General features: G+C 61.2%; 20 protein-coding genes. 10 read left to right on the top strand and 10 right to left on the bottom strand.

All coding sequences use genetic code 11. The annotated features are described in order from the left end of the window. Positions 1 to 176: 176 nt before the first annotated feature. Positions 177 to 590 carry a hypothetical protein gene (locus tag SO139_RS36020; RefSeq protein WP_449382240.1) on the bottom strand — a complete coding sequence of 138 codons (414 nt, stop codon included), beginning with the start codon at positions 588 to 590 and terminating at the stop codon, positions 177 to 179. 347 nt (positions 591 to 937) lie between these two features. On the opposite strand from SO139_RS36020, the gene SO139_RS36015 reads away from it, so the two are divergent. Beyond that, on the top strand, positions 938 to 1816 hold the full coding sequence (locus SO139_RS36015; protein WP_449382239.1) for an alpha/beta hydrolase family protein: 879 nt from the start codon (positions 938 to 940) through the stop codon (positions 1814 to 1816). Positions 1817 to 1874: 58 nt separating this feature from the next. On the opposite strand, the gene SO139_RS36010 is transcribed toward SO139_RS36015, so the two are convergent. The 6 genes from SO139_RS36010 to SO139_RS35985 all read right to left on the bottom strand — a co-directional run bounded on the left by SO139_RS36010 (position 1875) and on the right by SO139_RS35985 (position 8000). Beyond that, complete coding sequence (locus SO139_RS36010) at positions 1875 to 2786, bottom strand: TorF family putative porin (RefSeq protein ID WP_498541500.1); 912 nt, start codon at positions 2784 to 2786, stop codon at positions 1875 to 1877. A 39-nt stretch (positions 2787 to 2825) separates the two neighbouring features. Beyond that, entirely contained in the window at positions 2826 to 3488 is a 663-nt protein-coding gene (locus SO139_RS36005) for a VIT1/CCC1 transporter family protein (RefSeq protein ID WP_449382237.1), read from the bottom strand. 346 nt (positions 3489 to 3834) lie between these two features. Then, positions 3835 to 4923 carry a TRAP transporter substrate-binding protein gene (locus SO139_RS36000; protein ID WP_449382236.1) on the bottom strand — a complete coding sequence of 363 codons (1089 nt, stop codon included), beginning with the start codon at positions 4921 to 4923 and terminating at the stop codon, positions 3835 to 3837. 175 nt (positions 4924 to 5098) lie between these two features. After that, a complete protein-coding gene (locus SO139_RS35995; RefSeq protein WP_449382235.1) occupies positions 5099 to 6187 on the bottom strand; it encodes a TRAP transporter substrate-binding protein in 1089 nt (362 codons plus the stop codon). A gap of 193 nt (positions 6188 to 6380) precedes the next feature. Further along, on the bottom strand, positions 6381 to 7508 hold the full coding sequence (locus SO139_RS35990) for an Mrp/NBP35 family ATP-binding protein (RefSeq protein WP_449382234.1): 1128 nt from the start codon (positions 7506 to 7508) through the stop codon (positions 6381 to 6383). Positions 7509 to 7562: 54 nt separating this feature from the next. Further along, entirely contained in the window at positions 7563 to 8000 is a 438-nt protein-coding gene (locus SO139_RS35985) for a VOC family protein (RefSeq protein ID WP_449382233.1), read from the bottom strand. A gap of 208 nt (positions 8001 to 8208) precedes the next feature. Between SO139_RS35985 and SO139_RS35980 the strand changes: the two genes are divergently transcribed. The 6 genes from SO139_RS35980 (at position 8209) to SO139_RS35955 (ending at position 13728) form a co-directional block, all read left to right on the top strand. Beyond that, positions 8209 to 9078 carry an NAD(P)-dependent oxidoreductase gene (locus SO139_RS35980; RefSeq protein WP_449382232.1) on the top strand — a complete coding sequence of 290 codons (870 nt, stop codon included), beginning with the start codon at positions 8209 to 8211 and terminating at the stop codon, positions 9076 to 9078. 24 nt (positions 9079 to 9102) lie between these two features. Continuing rightward, positions 9103 to 10380, top strand: a complete 1278-nt coding sequence (gene nhaD / locus SO139_RS35975; RefSeq protein ID WP_498541499.1) for a sodium:proton antiporter NhaD — start codon at positions 9103 to 9105, stop codon at positions 10378 to 10380. A 148-nt stretch (positions 10381 to 10528) separates the two neighbouring features. Beyond that, the gene (locus tag SO139_RS35970; protein WP_449382230.1) at positions 10529 to 12124 is read left to right on the top strand and encodes a sensor histidine kinase; all 1596 of its coding nucleotides are present in this window, start codon (positions 10529 to 10531) and stop codon (positions 12122 to 12124) included. Between the two features lie 43 nt (positions 12125 to 12167). Continuing rightward, a complete protein-coding gene (locus SO139_RS35965) occupies positions 12168 to 12371 on the top strand; it encodes a DUF1289 domain-containing protein (protein WP_449382229.1) in 204 nt (67 codons plus the stop codon). A gap of 22 nt (positions 12372 to 12393) precedes the next feature. Continuing rightward, positions 12394 to 12906: a TIGR02281 family clan AA aspartic protease gene (locus SO139_RS35960; RefSeq protein WP_449382228.1), complete on the top strand. Its 513-nt coding sequence runs from the start codon at positions 12394 to 12396 to the stop codon at positions 12904 to 12906. 153 nt (positions 12907 to 13059) lie between these two features. Further along, positions 13060 to 13728 (top strand): outer membrane protein, encoded by a 669-nt coding sequence (locus tag SO139_RS35955; protein WP_498541498.1) that lies wholly within the window; start codon positions 13060 to 13062, stop codon positions 13726 to 13728. 66 nt (positions 13729 to 13794) lie between these two features. Here the strand turns inward: SO139_RS35955 and dusA are convergent, their stop codons facing one another. Together dusA and SO139_RS35945 are read right to left on the bottom strand one after the other, a co-directional pair. Continuing rightward, entirely contained in the window at positions 13795 to 14784 is a 990-nt protein-coding gene (gene dusA / locus SO139_RS35950) for a tRNA dihydrouridine(20/20a) synthase DusA (protein ID WP_449382226.1), read from the bottom strand. A 219-nt stretch (positions 14785 to 15003) separates the two neighbouring features. Next, positions 15004 to 15246, bottom strand: coding sequence for a DEAD/DEAH box helicase family protein (locus tag SO139_RS35945; protein WP_449382225.1), 243 nt, complete (start codon positions 15244 to 15246; stop codon positions 15004 to 15006). 1025 nt (positions 15247 to 16271) lie between these two features. On the opposite strand from SO139_RS35945, the gene SO139_RS35940 reads away from it, so the two are divergent. The 3 genes from SO139_RS35940 to SO139_RS35930 all read left to right on the top strand — a co-directional run bounded on the left by SO139_RS35940 (position 16272) and on the right by SO139_RS35930 (position 19301). Then, positions 16272 to 16439 (top strand): hypothetical protein, encoded by a 168-nt coding sequence (locus SO139_RS35940; protein ID WP_449382224.1) that lies wholly within the window; start codon positions 16272 to 16274, stop codon positions 16437 to 16439. A 1577-nt stretch (positions 16440 to 18016) separates the two neighbouring features. After that, positions 18017 to 18604, top strand: a complete 588-nt coding sequence (locus SO139_RS35935; protein WP_474797047.1) for a lysozyme family protein — start codon at positions 18017 to 18019, stop codon at positions 18602 to 18604. A gap of 157 nt (positions 18605 to 18761) precedes the next feature. Then, entirely contained in the window at positions 18762 to 19301 is a 540-nt protein-coding gene (locus SO139_RS35930; protein ID WP_449382222.1) for a hypothetical protein, read from the top strand. Positions 19302 to 19419: 118 nt separating this feature from the next. Here the strand turns inward: SO139_RS35930 and SO139_RS35925 are convergent. Then, positions 19420 to 19741 (bottom strand): hypothetical protein (locus tag SO139_RS35925; RefSeq protein WP_498541497.1); only part of this gene is annotated, 322 nt, incomplete at its 5' end.

The raw sequence follows: 19741 nt of genomic DNA, 5'->3' as shown, positions 1-19741 counted from the left end.
GGGTAGAGCGAAAGCGAAACCCATAGCTGGCAGGTCGGCCGGTGACCCAACTCGGCCCCAAGTGGTGTCCACTGTCGCACGGTCGTCGGCGCCGGGGCTCGCCAATTTCAGATTATGCGATGATGGTCAGTCGCCACCAGATCAAACGGCAAGGCAAACTGCGGCAGCGCCCAGAACTACCTTTCAAGGCTGCGGACTGACATCGATCCGGGATCGGTGCGGATCATACTTGCCTTCTTGCCGTCGGCGGTGACAAAAACGTCCCAATGAGTTTGCAGATTGGGTAGAGCCAGCGAGTCTATCGTGATTCTTCCGGCGCAATCTCCGTTCAAAGTGTAGGTACCCTTCAGCCTCTGTTCTCTGGCAATCTTTCCCCCGCGGCTGGAGGTCTCGGCACCGGAAAGCTTGGCAACACCATCGAACACAAGCAGTCCGGAATGGACTCGCTGCACATTAGGCGCAAGCGGCTCGATAAAGCCTCTCGCTGAAAATATGTACTGGCCCTGCAATGTCTGAGGCGAGCATTCGGCGCTGGCTGCCGTCGAAACAACCAGCAGGAAAAGCGCGCCGATGATCGTAGGCTTAGTCATTGAAGGGATCCCCAATATTCGCCAACTGGCACTCTTCAACAAAATCTTCGCCGATACAACCTCCGGTGCAAGCTCGTCGCTCCGATTTTGCGGGCCGCGATTACGCCTCTTTCGAAGTGCAGAGCAGACGTGATTTGCTAACCGCCTACCGCGACGCATCAGCCATCTCCCGATCTTGCTGGACCACCTGATCAGGACTCGTTATTCGCCGTGCGCAAACGACTCGTCGACCACTGGAGTGAATATTGAGAACAGCCAGAACTGTAACTCTCATTTCCTCGTTGGTCATCGCAATCTTGCTGATGGCTCCGGGTACGATCTTGGCTCAGTCTCTACCGGACGACGGAATGTTCGATGCGGTCACGGTCATCAACGGGATGCAGATTACTCGGCCAGCCTGCGAAGAAATGGAGCACCGCCAGACCGCGGTTTGGGTTCGCGTTGAGAATCGGAGTTACTGCCTCAGGTACTATGCCGCCGGCCTCGCACTCAATGGGCAGAATTCGCTTGTTGCTGCCTGGATGCCCGGGGATGTGATGGGAGGCCCGCGAGGTGTCGCCCATCAGCAAGGATTGGGGGTCGCATCGATGGTTGAACAGTCCATGACCTTATCCAACCGATACGCCATACCTTATATTTTCCTCGCGCGACCTGGCACCTATGGCAGCGCCGGCAAACACTATGACGTCAGGCACACGCCTCTAGAAGCGAGACTGATGGAAGCTCAGATTGATGCGTTGAAGGCTCGTTACCACATCGATCGATGGGTGCTCGGTGGACACAGTGGTGGCGGAACGCTCGCCGCTGAATTCCTCGCCCGGCGCAACGATATTCAATGTGCGATCCTGTCCTCTCCTGCGGCCGCCTATCGCGCAAGACTGGAGAAAAGAGGCTTTGTGCGTCGTCTGAAGACAGAAGTGTTCTTTGATCCCTACGACTCGATACGTCAAATACCAAACCACCCCGGGCCACGGATATTCCTGCTTGCCGACCCGCGCGACACCAATATTCCGTTCTCTACGCAGGAGCTCTATTTCGATGAGTTGAAGCGGCGGGGCCTCGATGCCTGGATGGTACCGCTACAGAAAGCTCCCAAGCCAAAGTATCATAGCCTCGTTGACTTCGGAGAAACCGCGACTGGAATGTGCGCGAACGGAGCGACAACCGTTTCGATCCTCGAAAAATTGCGCGACATGCCACAGCAGTCAGATCGCATCTCGAACTGATCGGTCCGCCCAGATCCGCTCTGGATGGGTTTCGCTTCGCCCTACCCATCCTACAGCCTTAAAAAGCGAACCAGGCTTTGGCGACGATCGTCGCACCACACCAATTCGAGACCAGGGAAGCGGGGTTGGTAATGGGATCAACGCGGCCACCCGGCCGCGCATTTGGATCTCCAGTAAAGACGAAGCAGTTCTCTTTCGACAGATTGGTGTCGTAGTAGCGCAGATCGAGGTTGACGGCCTTGTAGGTAAAAGTCACGCCCGCATGCCAATTGAGATAGGCAGGTAACGGGAAGCTGCCGAGTTGCGGAGCCTGATTGCCGAACCAGGAATAGCCGACGGCCGTCGTGAACGACACGCCCAGGTTCTTCGGAAGCTGGGGGGGTGGCACATCATAACCCAACCCTGCCGCCACATATTGACTCCAGGCACCGGTGTTCGAGACGTTCGGAGAATAGGCGTAACCAGCGGCGATGCGAAAGGACTCGCCGATGCTTTTGTCGCCGCGAATGGCCGTCTCCCAATAGTTGATGCCGTTCGTCACGCCGGGGAACTTTTCTCCGGGATAGGCGAAATAGGTCACGCCGAGATCGAAATCGATATTTGCGATCTTCGGGCGGATACCGCCTGCCATGGTAAACTCAGCGACTGGTTCGGTGGGCAGCCTGACAGTGGCCATCGTAGCGCCGGCGTACAAAGAGCCGAACCTTGCCTCAAATGCGGCGCCCGCCGCGGGGTCACGACCGGACAGCGTCGTCCCGCGATAGACGTAGTCAGATGCAAACCCGGCGCGGGCGCTGAATTCAAGCTCACTGGCCGACGTGGCGTGGCTTGTTTCGGCTGCGGACCAGCCGCGATTGCCAAGTCCGATCGCGCCGCTAGCACTGGTCTCGGCAGTCTCGGCACGCGTTGCACTGCCTGCCATCGGCGCCAGCCACAAACCAACGAACGCAGCAATCGAGACGCCGCCCAACTGCCAATCCGCTGCTGCGCCTCTTCGCCGCACCCTTGCCTATCCTCCGAGAGCTACCGCCACACTGACCAGCACACCACCCATGACCACCATCGAAAGGCCCGCCGCCCAAGGTCGAAGTCCGCTACGATATCCGAACGCGTAACCACAACAAAACAGCATCACGATGGCGACGGCGTAGGAAACCCGCAGCGCCAATTTGGCGTCGCTCAGGAATATGAAGGGGATTACGATCGGAAAGGTCGAAGCGAAGCTCAGCAGGCAAAGAGCAAGAGCTCCGATCCAGTCGTGTTTCGTCAGCCTCGGGCGTTCGGACGGTTCGGGCAGCTGCAGCAACTGTTGCCGTGTCAGTTCCAGCTGCTCCAGAGGCAGAACCGACGCCAATTCCGGTGGCAGCGCGTCGGTGATGACGCGCCGCGCCGTTTCAGGATCCGGCGACCGCCGTATTGCGCGCATCGTCAGGATCTTGAGTCCGCGGTCATTGATGCAGCCCAACAGATAAAGACCACCGTCAACGATGCCCCAGGCCAGGTTGCATCCGAGTGCGCCGACCAGCATCGTTTGGCTCCTGATATCGTCCGCGGTCGCGACACCGAAACTGCAGATGAAGGTGAGCACCATGATGAGGCCGAACAGGGTCTCGGAGATCCGTTCCATCGGATCCAGCACGCGGCCGAGACGAATATCTGAAACCGCTGACATCAGGGTCGACCTTGCTGACTACAGGGAGCAGACCTTCTCGATATAAGCGCGAAGCGAAGTATCGCGTGTCGTAGCACGATCGAAGTTCGGAGCCGGCGCCACCGCTCGCCAATTTCGGATTATTCGATAGTAGAGTTTTGCCACTGATTTGCCCGACGTGTCAAACGGTTTCGCAGAAGGCGGGCGGGCACCAAGCCCGCAACCGTCTACTTTGCATGGGGTTGTTCTCGAGATTTTTGATCGGCATTCGCAACGGACTCTCCCAAACGCAAAAAGCCCAGCCTCGCCTTGCGAGACCGAGCTTTCGCTGCTTGACCGATGATCGCGCCGCAACGCGATGCTACGATCAGCTCTGCGAGCGACGCGCCATGAAGATGTCGTAGCCGACCTCGGCGACCTGGAACCAGGCGTAGCCGTCGTTCGAGAACTTGGTCAGGGACTCGTAGACCTTCTTGAAGTTGGGGTTGGTCGCGCTGACCTCGGCATGCAACTCCTTCGCCGCCTTGTAGCAGGCGTCCATGATCGGCGGCGAGAAGGCGTGCAGCTTGGTGTTGTTCGCAAGCAGCTTGCGCAGCGCCATCGGATTGGCCTGGTCGTAGCGCGCCATCATGTAGTTGTTGGCGTAGTGGCCGGCCTGCTCCAGAACGCTCTGGTAGTACTTTGGCAGCGCGTTCCATTTGTCGAGGTTGACGAAGGCGAGCAGCATCGGGCCACCTTCCCACCAGCCGGGATAGTAGTAGTGCGGCGCGATCTTGTAGAAGCCGAGCTTCTCGTCGTCGTAGGGCCCGACCCATTCGGCCGCGTCGATGGTGCCCTTCTCCAGCGCCGGATAGATGTCGCCGCCGGCAAGCTGCTGCGGCACCACACCGAGCTTCTGGAGCACGCGACCGGCAAAGCCGCCGATGCGGAATTTCATGCCCTCGAGATCGCCGGGCGTGTTGACCTCTTTCCTGAACCAGCCGCCCATCTGGCAGCCGGTGTTGCCTGCAAGCAGCGAGATCACGTTGTAGCTCTTGTAGAACTCGTTGAGCACTTCACGGCCACCACCCAGCATGTACCAGGCCTGATTGATGCGCATGTTGGGACCGAACGGCACCGACGAGCCGAAGGTGAAGGTCGGGTCCTTGCCGAAGTAATAGTAGGACGCGGTGTGGCCGATCTCGCAGGTCGCGTTCTGCACGGCATCGAGCACCTGCAGGCCCGGCACGATCTCGCCGGCAGCGAAGATCTGGATCTGAAATTTGTTGTCGGTCGCCTCCGCGACCATCTTGCACATCATCTCGGCGCCGCCATAAAGCGTATCGAGCGATTTGGGCCAGCTCGTCGGCATGCGCCATTTGATCTCCGGCATCGATTGCGCGATGGCGGGAGCGGCGAGCGTGGCGGCGCCGGCGGCGCCAAGTCCGGTGACTTTGATGAAGTCTCTTCTTTTCATGTTTCCTACCCTGATGGTTGTGATTGTGTGAGCCTTCTTGCGAGGCTTGGCGGGTAGCATGGAACAACCCGTTACCGATTTCCATACACAAAAGCCCGGCCTCGCGAACGAGGCCGGGCTTCCCGACTAAGACTTAAGACCTAGGATTGCGGCCCCCCGGGGGGCCCTGCCCTGATCAGCCGCGGGTGCGCGAGCGGATCATGAAGCTGTCATAGGTGTATTCGGCGACCTGCCACCACAGATATTCATCCGAGCGGTAGGCCTGCATCGCGTCAATCGACTTCTTGAAGTCGGGGTTCTTGGCCGAGATCTCGGCCCACAGCTCGTTGGTCGCCTTGAGGCACGCCTCGAGCACTTCGTTGGTGAAGGGACGAAGCTGGGTGCCGCCGGCCACCAGCCGCTTCAGCGCGGCTGGGTTCTGCAGGTCGTATCGCGCCGCCATCCAGGTGTTGGCGTTCGCCGCCGCGTTGGTCAGGATCGCCTGGTAGTTCTTCGGCAGCGCATTCCATTTGTCCAGGTTGGCGAAGGCGTGGACCATCGGACCGCCCTCCCAGAAGCCCGGATAGTAGTAGTACTTGGCGACCTTGGCGAAGCCGAGCTTCTCGTCGTCATAGGGACCGACCCACTCGGCCGCGTCGATGGTGCCCTTTTCCAGCGCCGGATAGATGTCGCCGCCGGCGAGCTGCTGCGGCACCACGCCGACCTTCTGGAGCACCTGGCCGGCGATGCCGCCGATGCGGAATTTCAGGCCAGAGAGATCGGCGACCGTCTTGATCTCCTTGCGGAACCAGCCGCCCATCTGCGTGCCGGTGTTGCCGCAGGGGAAGCCGATCACGTTCGTCTTCTTGAAGAACTCGTTCCCAAGCTCGGCGCCGCCGCCCTGGTACCACCAGGAGTTCTGCTGGCGCGCGTTGAGGCCGAACGGCACCGAGGCGTAGATCGCGAACGTCGGATCCTTGCCGACGTAATAGTAGGACACAGTGTGGCTCATCTCGACCGTGCCGTTGGAGGTCGCATCCAGCGCCTGCAAACCCGGTACGACCTCGCCGGCGGCGAACACCTGGATCTGGAACTTGTTGTCGGTCATCTCGGCGACGTACTTCGCCAACTGCTCGGCGCCGCCATAGATGGTATCGAGCGATTTCGGAAAGCTCGATGTCAGGCGCCACTTCACCTCGGGCGAGGACTGCGCAATCGCCGGCGAGGCCACCGCGGTCGCCGCCGCGCCTGCTGCCGACACTTTCAAGAAATCACGACGCTTCATCTTCAGGTCTCTCCTTGCTGGGGGCGTTTTCCCCGACGTCTCTTTTGCCGCCGCTAGGTCTCGGCGATGCGCGATGGCCGCGTCGAACCGAAGGCGCTTGACTGCCGCGGCCTTTAGCACGGAAGGCCAGCTTTCGGAACGCGACAATGGCATGACAGGACTGTACGAAAGTCGCATGCCTCGGCGGAGGGCCTTAGCCTGCGGAAATTACGGACTTGAGCTGGTCCCGGATCTGGCCCGCGATGGCGCGATAGATCGCCGCATGGGGCCCGCCCGGCTCGCTGTCGACCACCGGTTTTCCGGCATCCGAGGTCTCGCGAATCACCATGTGCAGCGGGATTTCGCCCAGGAACGGGACGGCGAGCTTCTCGGCCTCGTGTCGCGCTCCGCCATGGCCGAAAATGTCCGATTTCGTGCCGCAATGCGGGCACTGGAAATAGCTCATGTTCTCGACGATGCCGAGCACGGGGACGTTCACCTTCTTGAACATGGCAAGGCCCCGCCGCGCGTCGATCAGCGACAAATCCTGCGGAGTCGAGACGATGACGGCGCCCTTCAGCGGCACGTTCTGCGCGAGCGTGAGCTGCGCATCGCCTGTGCCCGGCGGCATGTCGACAACCAGGATGTCGAGCTTGCCCCACTCGACGTCGCGCAGCATCTGCGTCACCGCCGACATCACCATCGGCCCGCGCCAGATCATCGCGGTCTCTTCCTCGACCAGGAATCCGATCGACATGATCGACAGACCAAAACGCTTCAGCGGAATCATCTTCCGCTCCTCGTTCAGCTCGGGCTTGTCGTGCAGGCCCGTCAGCCGCGGCACCGAGGGACCGTAGATGTCGGCATCTAACAGCCCGACCTTGAGGCCGAGATCGCGCAGGCCGAGCGCGAGGTTGAGCGCGGTGGTCGACTTGCCGACCCCGCCCTTGCCGGAAGCGACCGCAATGACGGCGGAGACGCCGGGAATCTCGGACTGCCGCGACATCGGCGATGTGCCGCCCTGCGGCGGCCGGTGAGCATGTGCCGGCTGTACCCCGGGCGCGCCGCGGCTCGGCGGAGGTGGCGCGCTGCCCGGCTTGCGCTCGGCGGTCAGCGCCACCATGGCCGTGGTGACGCCGGGAATGGCACGAACGGCGGCCTCAGCCTCGGCCCGGACATGCTCCCAGGCCCGCGCCTCCGCGGCATCGACATTGATGGAGAAGAACACCTTGCCGTCACTGGCACTGATCGCGCTCAGCACATTGGCGTTGGTGAGCGCGACCCCGCGCGGCGACTTGATCCGGCTGAGGATTTCGAGAACCTGTTGCTGCGTCACGCTCAAAGCGCATCTCCTAAAGTCACGATGCGACCCATTAGAGCGGAAACGCCCAAAAGGCTACTGCCTGCCGATATCGTTGGCCGTCTCGACAGGGGCCCCCGCCCCCTGCTCCTTGGCCGCCTCGTAATTCAGCTCGATCATGACCCCGTTGGGGTCGTGCACGAAGATCTGCCAGAGGTCGCCGCCGGGCACCTGCCGGGAGTCGAATGTCATGCCCTTGCCGCTCAGGCGCTGCCTCATGCCGTCGAAACCCCGGCTGATGAAGGCAACGTGATGGACAACGCCTGAATCGGGCTTTTGAGCCTCGTCCGTCACGGAAATGTCGACGAGATGCACCACCGGCTTGCCCTCGCTGTACATCCACGCCCCCGGGAAAGCAAAATTGGGTCGCGGGCCCTTCTCGAGGCCCAGCACGTCCTCATAGAAGCGAACGGTCTCGGCCAGTTTCCGGGTCCGGATGTTGAAATGATCGAGCACCCCAACGCTCACCGACATGCCTTGCACTCCTTTTTTTGTCCTTGTTCGCTCATCCTAGCACAGGAGACCTTCAAACGAACCCGTTGCCCTCCGGCCTCAAGGGTTTATGGTGCGCCTCCGATCCGCCCTCTTCGGGCGGAACCGCCAAAAACCCTCGAAGTGGCCGGGCCGCCTCAAAGGCCGGTCACAACCGCAAGAACACCCAAGCACAAGCAAGGTCACCCATATGGCTAAAGTCGCTTTCCTCGGTCTCGGCGTCATGGGCTTCCCCATGGCCGGCCACCTCGTCAAGAAGGGTGGCCATGAGGTCACTGTCTACAACCGCAGCGCGGCCAAGGCGAAGGAATGGGCGGACAAGTTCGGTGGCAGGACCGCACCGACTCCGAAGGCGGCTGCCGAGGGCCAGGATTTCGTGATGTGCTGCGTCGGCAACGACAACGACCTGCGCGCGGTGACGATCGGTCCCGACGGCGCATTTGCCGGCATGAAGAAGGGCGCAACCTTCGTCGACCACACCACCGCCTCCGCCGAAGTCGCGCGCGAGCTTGACGCGGCCGCCACCAAGGGCGGCTTCAGATTCATCGACGCCCCCGTCTCCGGCGGACAGGCCGGCGCCGAGAACGGTGTCCTGACCGTGATGTGCGGCGGCGCAGCGGACGCTTATGCCGGTGCCGAGCCGGTCATCGCGGCCTATGCGCGGATGTGCAAGCTGCTCGGGCCCGCGGGCTCCGGACAGCTCACCAAGATGGTCAACCAGATCTGCATCGCGGGACTCGTCCAGGGCCTCTCTGAAGGCATTCACTTCGCCAAGAAGTCGGGCCTCGACGTTGCGGCCGTGATCGACACCATCTCCAAGGGCGCGGCGCAATCCTGGCAGATGGAGAACCGCTACAAGACCATGAACGACGACAAGTACGATTTCGGCTTCGCCGTCGAATGGATGCGTAAAGACCTTTCGATCTGCATCGCGGAAGCCCGCCGCAACGGTGCAAACCTGCCGGTCACCGCGCTGGTCGATCAGTTCTATGCCGAAGTCGAGAAGATGGGCGGCAAGCGCTGGGATACGTCGAGCCTGCTCGCGCGGCTGCAACGTTGATGGCCGCTTGAGGCCGGACCTGTCTTGCTGATCGCGATCGCCGCCATCTTCGTCGTTGCCTACGCGGCGATCGCGTTCGAACATCCGCTCGGCATCAACAAGAGCGCGGCGGCGCTGATCGGCGCGGTTCTGCTCTGGACGGTGTACGCGGTCACGATCGGCGACCACACCCTGGTCGGACATCAGCTCGACGAATCCGTCGCCGCGACGGCGCAGATCGTGTTCTTCCTGATCGGCGCCATGACGATCGTCGAGGTAATCGACGCTCACGACGGCTTCGAGGTCATCACCTCGCGAATCCACACCACGAGCCAGGTTCAGCTCATGTGGCTGGTTGGATTCGTGGCATTCTTCCTGAGCGCGATCCTGGACAATCTGACGACCACCATCGTCATGGTCTCGCTGGTCCAGAGACTGATCGCCAGGCGCGATGACCGCCTGCTGTTCGCCTCCCTCATCGTCATCGCCGCGAATGCGGGCGGCGCCTGGACGGTGATCGGCGACGTGACCACGACCATGCTCTGGATCGGCGGACAAGTCTCGCCTGTGAACATCATGGGCGCGGTGTTTCCGGCTTCGATCGCCAACCTGCTCGTGCCGCTCGCGTTCATCAGCTTTTCTCTGAGGGGCAAGACGATTGCGCCGCCGCCGAAGGAAGACCGGCTGCAAGGGATCGAGCTGTTCGAGCGCAACTTGATGTTCTTCCTTGGGCTTGGCGTGCTGATCGCCGTGCCCGCCTTCAAGACGCTCACGCATCTGCCGCCCTTCATGGGAGTTCTGCTCGGTCTCGGCGTCGTCTGGCTGGTCGGCGAAATCATTCATCGCGAAAAGGACGAGCACGTGCGAAAGCCTCTCACGCTGGCGCATGCGCTGACCCGGATCGACATGAGCTCGATCGTGTTCTTCGTCGGCATCCTGCTCGCGGTCGCCTGCCTCGAGCATGCCGGCCTCCTGACGATGCTGGCGAGATGGCTGGAAACCACGATCGGCCGCCAGGACATCATCGTCGTCCTGCTCGGCCTGCTCAGCGCCATCATCGACAACGTGCCCCTCGTCGCCGCGACGATGGGCATGTACGACCTCGCGCACTATCCGCCCGACAGCTTCATCTGGGAGTTCATCGCTTATTGCGCCGGCACGGGCGGCTCGATCCTGATCATCGGCTCGGCCGCTGGGGTTGCCGCCATGGGCCTCGAGAAGATCGAGTTCTTCTGGTACGCCCGCCGCATCGCTGGACCGGCACTTGCCGGATATCTGGCCGGGGCCGTGGTCTATATCGCGCAGCACGCCGCGATGCATTGAGCCAGCCGTTCGCCGCAGTTCGACACGTCGAATTAACTCCCCGTTAACGCAATTCTTTAGCTCCTTAAGTCAGCTCTTAAGGATTTATTGCCAGAGATAGAGAATGCAGAAGGCCCGCGTCGGCGTGGGCAGGAATTCGTGTTGCTTGATGAGTAACCCCGCTGAAAAGCCCGAGGTCGTGCAGCTTCCGGCCGAGCCGGCGAGCGTGCCATCGGCGAGCAATCGCCGGGCTGCGGCGCAGCGGGTGCGCGAGGCCCGCGACAAGTTAACGTCGACCAGCGGAACACGGCCCGCCTTCGACAGCGAAATGCTGCGCCAATATGCACAGACGCGACTGTCGGCATCTTACGTCGTGATGTTGCTGGTGGTCGCGACCGGCCTGCTGTTCGGGCTGTGGATGCAGCCGGTTCCAGCGGCGCTCTGGACCGTCGGCATGCTCTGCATCCACGCGGCCATGACCAAGAGCTGCCGCCGCTATCTCGCCGAGCCGGCATTGCCCGCCGTCACGCGCAAATGGCGCACGCGTTTCGTCGTGCTCGACCTGCTCTACGGCCTGTGCTGGATGGCGATCCTGATCCATCCCGTGTTCGACGTCGTCACGGAAACGCTGATGATGTTCCTGATGTTGCTGGTGATCGCAGTATCGAGCATGCTGGCCGCCAATCTGCCAATTGCGGCGCTTGCGGCCACCGCGCCCGTGGCGGTGGCGATGGCGCTGAGCTTTGCGATGAGCGGCTCGCTGGACAATTACATCCTGGCGGCGCTGTCGCTCGCCGCCGAAGGCTATTTCGTGCTTTTGGCGCACCGGCTGCACTCCTCGACCTTCGCGACGCTGGAAGCGCGCGCGGAGAAGGACGCGCTGATCGGCGAACTGGAACAGGCCAAGGCGATCTCGGACGAGGCGCGGCACCGCGCCGAATCCGCCAATGTCGCCAAGTCGCGCTTCCTCGCGCAGATGAGCCACGAGCTGCGCACGCCGCTGAACGCGATCCTCGGTTTCTCCGAGGTGATGAAGAGCGAGATTTTTGGCCCGCATCAGGTCGCCGTCTACAAGGAATATTCCGCCGACATCCATAATTCCGGCGTACATCTGCTCAATCTCATCAACGAGATCCTCGACCTGTCCCGGATCGAGGCCGGCCGTTACGAGCTGAACGAGGAAGCGGTGTCGCTGGTGGGCATCGTCGCCGACTGCCATCATTTGATGAAACTGCGCGCATCGAGCCGCGGCATCACCATCCACGAGGTCTATGAGCAGGCGATGCCGCGGCTGTGGGCCGACGAGCGCGCGATCCGCCAGGTCGTGCTCAATCTGTTGTCCAACTCGATCAAGTTCACCCCGCAGGGCGGCGAGATCTGGCTGAAAGTCGGCTGGACCGCTTCGGGCGGGCAATATCTCTCGGTGAGGGATACCGGCTCGGGCATTCCCGAAGACGAAATCCCGGTCGTGCTCGCCTCCTTCGGCCAAGGCTCGAACTCGATCAAGTCGGCCGAACAGGGCGCAGGCCTCGGCCTTCCCATCGCCAAGAACCTCATCGACATGCACGGTGGCACGTTCACGCTGAAATCGAAACTGCGCATCGGCACCGAGGTGATCGTCACCTTCCCCCCGGAGCGCGTGATGAGCGCGCTTGCGCCGATGACGGAAGAAGCTCCGCCGCTGCAGCCCGACGGCTCCGGTGTCACGGACGAGAGACGGCGGCCGCGCCACAAGCCGATCATGAGTGCAGGCACGGGCTCCTGAGAGATGCTTGCAGAACTGCCCAGCGATCCTTCACTATGCGGGAATGAGCAAAGACACACCGTGCGTCGCCGTCTGCATGATCGACCCCAAGACAAAGCTCTGCTTCGGCTGCGGCCGCACGCTGCCGGAAATCGTGCGCTGGCACGCCATGGAGCGTGCCGAACGGCTCGCGCTCATGGCGCAGCTTCCGGCGCGTATGGCGGATGCGGGACTTTCAGCGATCGGTTCAGCGCCGAAATCCGCCTGACGCCGAGAAACGGAGGCGCGCGATGAGCCGCCTCTTCCTGGTGCTGTTGCTGTTGACCGCGACCGCGGGCGCCGTGGTCGCCTACAGGGATCCCGAGCAGGTCGCTCGGGCCAGCGACACCGTCTCCGATCTCATGCGCCACCGCACCAGCCTGAAGACGCGCGCCGTCGAGGTCCAGCGCAGCCGCGGCGGCGAATTCGCGCTGCAGGCGCGGATCAACGGCGTGCCCGCACCAATGGTGGTCGACACCGGCGCGACCTCCGTCGTGCTCACCTACGAGACCGCAAAGGCAGCGGGCCTCCCGCTGGAACTGCTCGACTATGACGTTGACGTCGAAACTGCCGGTGGCCGCACCAAGGCGGCGCGCCTGACGCTGGACCGGCTCGCGATCGGCAAGCTCGTCGAGCGCTCGGTGCCTGCACTGGTGGTGCCGCACGGCACGATGAAGACCAACCTGCTCGGCATGACCTTCCTCGACCGACTCGAGCGCTGGGAAGTCCGCGCCGACCGCCTGATGCTGCACGGATATCCCTAGACCCAAGCGACGCGGCCCGACGCCCGAAAGATCGTGGGTGTGGCATTTCCGGCTATTTACAAACCGTCTGGTCGGTTTATAACGAAACCCATCCCGGATCGGGGTTTGGATAATGCTGCGTTCGTGACGCGGCCCAGTGGGAGATTGAGAGTTATGACTGCCAGAGCCGCACCACGTCGCACGATTTGCGCCCTGCCCTTTGCCGTCGTGCTGACCGCAGGCGGCGCGAGCGCCGCCGACCTTTCGGCGCGCTATGCCGCGCCCGCCTCCGCCTACACGGCGCCGACGCCGGCCTATTCGTGGACCGGCCTCTATGCCGGCTTCAACGCCGGCTATGCCACGAGCGGCGACGATGCCTACAACAACCTCGTGGGCACGAGCGGCGGCAAGGTCAAGGGCGCCACCAGCGGCGTGCAGATCGGCTATAACTACCAGCTCTCGCCGATGTTCGTGGTCGGCATCGAGAACGACTTCGAGGGCGGCGATATCAAGAATCACGACGCGCTCAACAGCGCCGCCGTCAGCGTGCCCTGGTATATGACGGGTCGAGCCCGCGCCGGCATCGCGACGATGGACTCGCGGCTGCTGTTCTTTGGGACCGCGGGTCTTGCGACTGGCGAGATGAAGGACGGCCCGATCAACAAGATGAAGATGGGCTGGACCGCGGGCGGCGGCGTCGAATGGGCATTTCTGCCCAAATGGTCGGCCAAGGCCGAATATCTCTACACCGACTTCAAGCACGACGATCTGCAGGACTGGAATGCCGCGAAATTCCACAGCGCCCGCGTCGGCGTGAACTACCATTTCGACCTGTTCCGCTGATCCGCCGAACGACGAAGAGCCGGATCGCCGATCCGGCTCTTCGCTTTCAACATTCAGAGGGTGTCGCTATTCCGCGGCTTCCGCCACCGCGCGATCGCCAACACGCGCGATCGCATCACGAAGGACGTCGAGTCCGGCCCCTGGCCTCACGCCATGCTCGGCAAGATGGCGGCGGAAGGCACGCGCGCCAGGCACGGCATGAAACGCACCGACGAAATGCCTGGTGATGGCGTGCAGCCGCATCCCGCGCGCAAGCTGCTCGGCGATGTAGGGCATCATGGCTTCGAATGCGGCCTGCATCGTCGCGTGCGGTGCGGCCTCACCGAAGAACTCCGGATCGACCGCAAGCAGCCGCCACGGATCGTGATAGGCGGCGCGCCCCAGCATCACGCCATCAACGTGGGCGAGATGGGCTCTCGCCTCATCGATGCCCGCGATTCCCCCGTTGATGATGATGGGCACGTTGGGCATTGCCCGCTTGAGACGATAGACACGATCGTAATCGAGCGGCGGGATGTCGCGGTTCTCTTTTGGCGACAGGCCGTTGAGCCAGGCCTTTCGGGCATGCACGATCAGCGCATCAGAACCCGCCGCGACCACTGCGCGCGCCAGGGCATCAAGAGCGACTTCCGGATCCTGATCATCGATGCCGATGCGGCACTTCACCGTCACGGGCACGCGCACGACGCGCTTCATCGCATCCACGCACGAAGCCACCAGTTCGGGCTCGGCCATCAGGCACGCGCCGAAGCGGCCATCCTTTACCCGGTCGGACGGGCAGCCGACGTTGAGGTTGATCTCGTCATAGCCGAAGTCGGCGCCGATCTGCGCCGCGAGAGCAAGTTCGCGCGGATCCGACCCGCCAAGCTGGAGAGCCACCGGATGCTCGCGCGCATCGAACGCCAAGAGCCGCGCCCGGTCGCCATGGATGACCGCGCCGGTCGTCAGCATCTCCGTATAAAGCAGCGCCCGCCGCGTCAGATGACGGTGGAACACCCGGCAATGCCGGTCAGTCCAATCCATCATGGGCGCAACGGAAAATCCACGATCTAACATATTGTTTTCATTAATGTTTATAACCTCTACCGGTCCAATCGACTTTTGATCCGAGGGAAAATCTGAAGCGCTAGAGCTAAAGCATTTTCCTTTCTTTTCAACGGCTTGATCTGATCACCCGATTATTTTCGCCTATTTCGACCCTGCCCGGTACTGCACGGCAGTACCATAATGCCCGTGCAGCACCGCTCCTCGACACAGTGTTTTGGCCACGCCCAACTAGCTCTGAATCAAGGCGACGTCGACCAGACCTTTCGGTTTGTGGTGGCCGCCGCCAATCATGCCGATCGCCTCACGCGGCATATTTGAGAACGCGGCAAGCCTCTCGATCCATTGATCCATGAGCTGACGGCGATGGACGAGCACCAAAGTATTCCGCCCGCGTTCGGCCAGCATCCGGATGGCTAAGATCGTCTTTCCGAACGCCGTCGTTGCCGCGAGCACGCCGGTATCATGCAGCAACAGGATGCGGGATTCACGGCCAGAGCCGCATTCCCTTGGGAAAAAATGGCAAAAGGCATTTGAAAGCCCAAAATGCCGTCTAATCTCTGCATGATGAGTCGGGGGTTAGCTGTGGGCGTTTATTTGTTATCCCTCACCGCCTGCCTGGTCGCGGCGCTCCTCTTTTTGGCGTTCTGCCGATAAGGCCGACAGCGGACACATTTGTTGCCGACAATCCTCAACCGAACGCGGAAATTGCGGTTCCTTGAGGATGGTTTTTGACTGTGCAGGAATGAGCGCATTCACTCCCGCGAGGAGGTGGATGTTTTGCTCGCCTGGATGTTCGCTTTTGTCGTTGCCTTAAGCGTGGCGGTCCTCATTGCTCACGTGATCGACGCGATGCGTACCTGATTGCGCGGTTGCTGAGAGTGCGGGTGTTCGAGTGCGCTTCATGGCCGCTATCGTTCGTGAGCCGGCTAATGGGTCGTCCGCGATTTTGGCGCGGTCAGGTTCGGAGCACCGCCCTTAGCCTTCGGCACGCATTGGGCGGCCTTGCACGCCTCGGTCGCTTGTGCACTCGGCCCGAGATGGTCGGCCAGTACTGACAACAAGCCAGCGACGAAGGCCGCGACCAAGACGCATACCGTGAGGCTAATTGCTCCGCGCAACAGCAGCTGTCTCAATTCGATGACCACCCCGTGTCCCCCGAAAACAAGTCTTGCCCGCCTGGCTGGTATCTCTGAAAATCCTTAAGTCGGTCTTGAGGCCCCCGGAGCTAAGGGTTCTTTAATGCGGACTCGACGCCGATGTCGGGCGCCTAGCTTTCCCGTTTCTGTTGACTTCGCGTTTTACGCTGTCGCGTCGGCGCCACACTTCTTTTGTTCCACGCGGGAACATGCATTCAGGAGTCAACCTCAGAACAAAATTGTGGAATCGTCATCATAACCGGGGCTGGAAGTAGCGATTTATCGACAGTCAATTTTCCCGGATGGCCGCAGGAAGGGGTGGGCCTGCGGCCTTTTCAACTGCATTCATGAAAGCGGGGAATGGTGACGACAGTCATAAAGAATTTGCTTTCGCGGAAGCAAGCGCTTGTTGACCAGCTTAGAAAGACTAGCGCCGCTGACGAGCGAGACAAAATCGAAGGTCAGCTTGAGCAGATCAATACTGCACTTCACTTTCTCAACAAGCCCGAACCGAAGAGCGGAGAATGACTGCGCGGATTTGGGACGACGGCTCTTACGCAGTCATGAACGTCCGTCGCTCGGGCCGTCAATTGGCCTCCATCTTGTCGATCTCTGCCTGATTGAGCGATCCGCAAGGCCTCGCCCAAGTAGGAGGTGATGCTCCTTTCCCTTCCTGGCACAAATTGCATAGTGACCATTTTTAAGAAAGCAACGGCACTATCCATTGTTGTTTGACTTTAATTCTGAGGCGATTTCCATGGTCAAAACAAATTGCTTAGTCGTACGAGCTTATGGCAGGCAGCTGGATCTACTGCGCGCAGAGGCTTCCCGTATTGCACGGGGAAGCAAGCTTGATTGGTGGATCGAGCGAGCCGATATCGGAACGCGCTTTTACTTCGAGGATGCTGAGGCGAAACGGGCCTTTGCTTCAATCTGCGAAAGCTTCGCCGTTTCGTGCAGCGATTCCTAAACCACCGCCATCACAACCGATCGCATCCGCCGCCGGCACTGATGAAAAGCCGGCGCGGCATCCTGCTGTGGCGATTGCCGCCCCTCGTCCTTGGTGAGCCTCGCAAAGGAGATGGCTTTCCGAAATCCCTCTTGGACAGGCTTTGTCCGATATCGTCCTCAGGCTTCGGCTATATGTCGATCTTGAGGAATAACGGTCATACCGCAAGTTGTCTGATCGCCCGGTCACCGCCTATGGCGACCACCCCATGACCAGGCGCGAGCAACCCGGTCCCACGGGCGCCATCACGTTCATTCTGATGTAATCGCGAACGCGATCTCCGGATGACGAAACGCCTCCGTGCTTCGTTCGCCAATCCGCGTTAACCCTGACTCTGATCTTGTCCCGTATCCATCCCGGCGAGTTCATTTCTGCCGCTAAGCCGCCTCATTGGATCTCTGCAATCGTCTCCAATTTTTCGCGAGCTCATTTCCGGCGGGCTTTGAGCGAGGCTTCCTCCTCGGACAGCGTGAAATCAGATGAGAGTGGCTCTCATCCTTTTTGGCCTGGGTACACTCGCGGTGATGGAGCTCAAGACACCACCGCGCACGACAAAGCCTGTGAACGATCCGCCTGCTCGGGCGGCCGTTGGCCCATACGATACGCTGACGACGGCGGACCGTCTCGAAATCCCGCACATGCTTGAAGCGCCACCGCAGCCGATCCCGTCGGGCGAAGTGATGCCCCCACCGGATCCAACCTCAATCGTTGCACGAGAGCCCGCGAAGATCGTCGGGCAACGGAGCGCACACGGAGGAAAATCCGTGGTCGTGCTGCCCAGAGCTCGGCCTGAGCAGCGAACTTCCAAGGCAACTGTGAAACTCGACCGCGCCGAACCGGTCGCGGAGCTCAAATCCTGCCCACCAGGTGTCTTCGACGGCCTGCTACGGGCATTGAACCTACCAACGCGATGTCAGACCTAGCGCAAGGATTCCCGTGCAATGAGGTGGCCGACGGCAACGCTGGGTGCCTCGGGCATGGGTCAGAGCAAACACGCCGCCTCGACGAAATCCGTCCCCCTCGCCCGGACGAGCGCGCGTACGTTGTCGCCGCGCGGGACTGGCTGTCGGCGGAATCCATCACGATTGCTCTTGGAGTGGCCATCGGCCTCGCTTTCGTCGCAAGTTTCATCCTGTTTCGCGACGCGCATTTGAACGGGAGATTGGTCGACAAGACGGCCGCAAAGGCATTGGTCGAGCGCATTATCGTCGCCGAGTCCAATGGTGACTCGAATGCCAGCAACAAGCGGTCGAGTGCCACCGGTGCTGCCCAGTTTCTCGATGATACGTGGCTCGAAGCAGTTCGAAAGCACCGACGCGATCTGATCCAGGGGCGCAGCGACAAGGAGGTGTTGGACCTGCGGCGAGATCCCAAGCTTGCGCGAGACATCGCCACGCGACTGGTCGAGGAATATGCCGCGATCCTCAACAAGCGCGGTCTGCCGATCACGGCCGGTTCTCTCTACCTCGCTCATTTCGCGGGACCGGCGGGCGCCGTCGCGCTATTGTCCGGCGCGGAAAGTGCCGATGCGGCTTCCCTTATGGCAGCCGCTGACGCGACAGGTCGGACCACACGCGACAAGCTGGTCAACGCCAATCCCTTCCTCAAGGCACTGACGGTCGCCGACATCAAGGGGTGGGCGGATCGCAAGATGGCGGCAGGCAGTTCGCCAGGACGCTTGTGAGAGCTAAAGAGGTCCCACAACAGCGGAGAGCAAAAACTCCTCCGCCGCGACTTGAGCCGTACCGAGCCCCAATAATAGTAAACCAACCCTTAACCTATCGTTGGCATCTTCCGCTGGTCTGGGTGGCGACCGTCCGATCAAACGGGAGCAAACACCCATGCCCGTCGATATGCTGACTTACGCCGAGCTGGGCGAAAGGCTGAAAATTTCCTCGGAAGCAGCAAGAGCGCTCGTCAAGCGACATCGATTGCCGCGCTCCCGTTCGAACGATGGTAAGACCTTGGTACAGGTCGACCTCAGCGAGATCAATCATTCTCCCATCACGCGCGTACCCCAGCCCCCGGCCGGTGACCAGGTGGTCGGCGCCCTAAAGGAACACATCGCGACTTTGCAGGCGGATCTCATGGAGATGAAGGTAATCGCCGGCGGTCACCGGGCGGACTTCGAAAAAGAGTGCGATCGCACGAGCAAGCTTCTGGCGGAGTTGCTGAAAGCAAACAGTGAAGCTACTGCAGCCCGAGAGAAAGCCGCCCTCCTGGAGGGAACACTGTCGCCTGTAGGGCCGGCCTGGTGGCGGCGACTGACAAAGACTTTGACGCAGATCCCGCTGGGTGCTGTTCGGCGAAATCGGTCGTTACCGAGTCACGCAGTTGTCGCCCGCGGAGAGAAAAAGCAAGACGTCGCTAGCGCGGTTTGAGGGCCCATAGCCCAGCAACACCAGAACGGACAAATCCATCCGGCGGCCGGTTCCATGCGCGAATGGGAGCGATCGGACCAAAGCCTTATCGACGGCCAACGCCGCGGGCCCAGCGCTTCTAGTCTGTCTTGGCCTCATGCGCACGGATCAGCGCGAGATTTTTCAGAATGCGCTCGGCCAATGACTCCTGTTCACCGTCGCTCTCGCGATGCGAACGTTCGCTTGCCTCATGGTTTGCGAGGTCCTTGCGGTCGTTATCTACCGCCCAACGCAGCCGTCCGATGGATTTCATCGAATTTGCCCGCCACAATTTGCCCATATCGGCGGCCCGGCACACTGCCCCCGCCGAAACGTGTGCCGGGCCTAGTGGTTCATCACAGTGATTTTGACGTTTTGATACCGAGCCATTCGAGGATGGGCAAGTTTTCGGGTGGCAGGAG

The sequence above is a fragment of the Bradyrhizobium sp. UFLA05-89 genome, from assembly GCF_059803475.1.
Note: the sequence above shows the minus strand (reverse complement) of the source record. Positions and strands in the feature narration are given on the sequence as shown.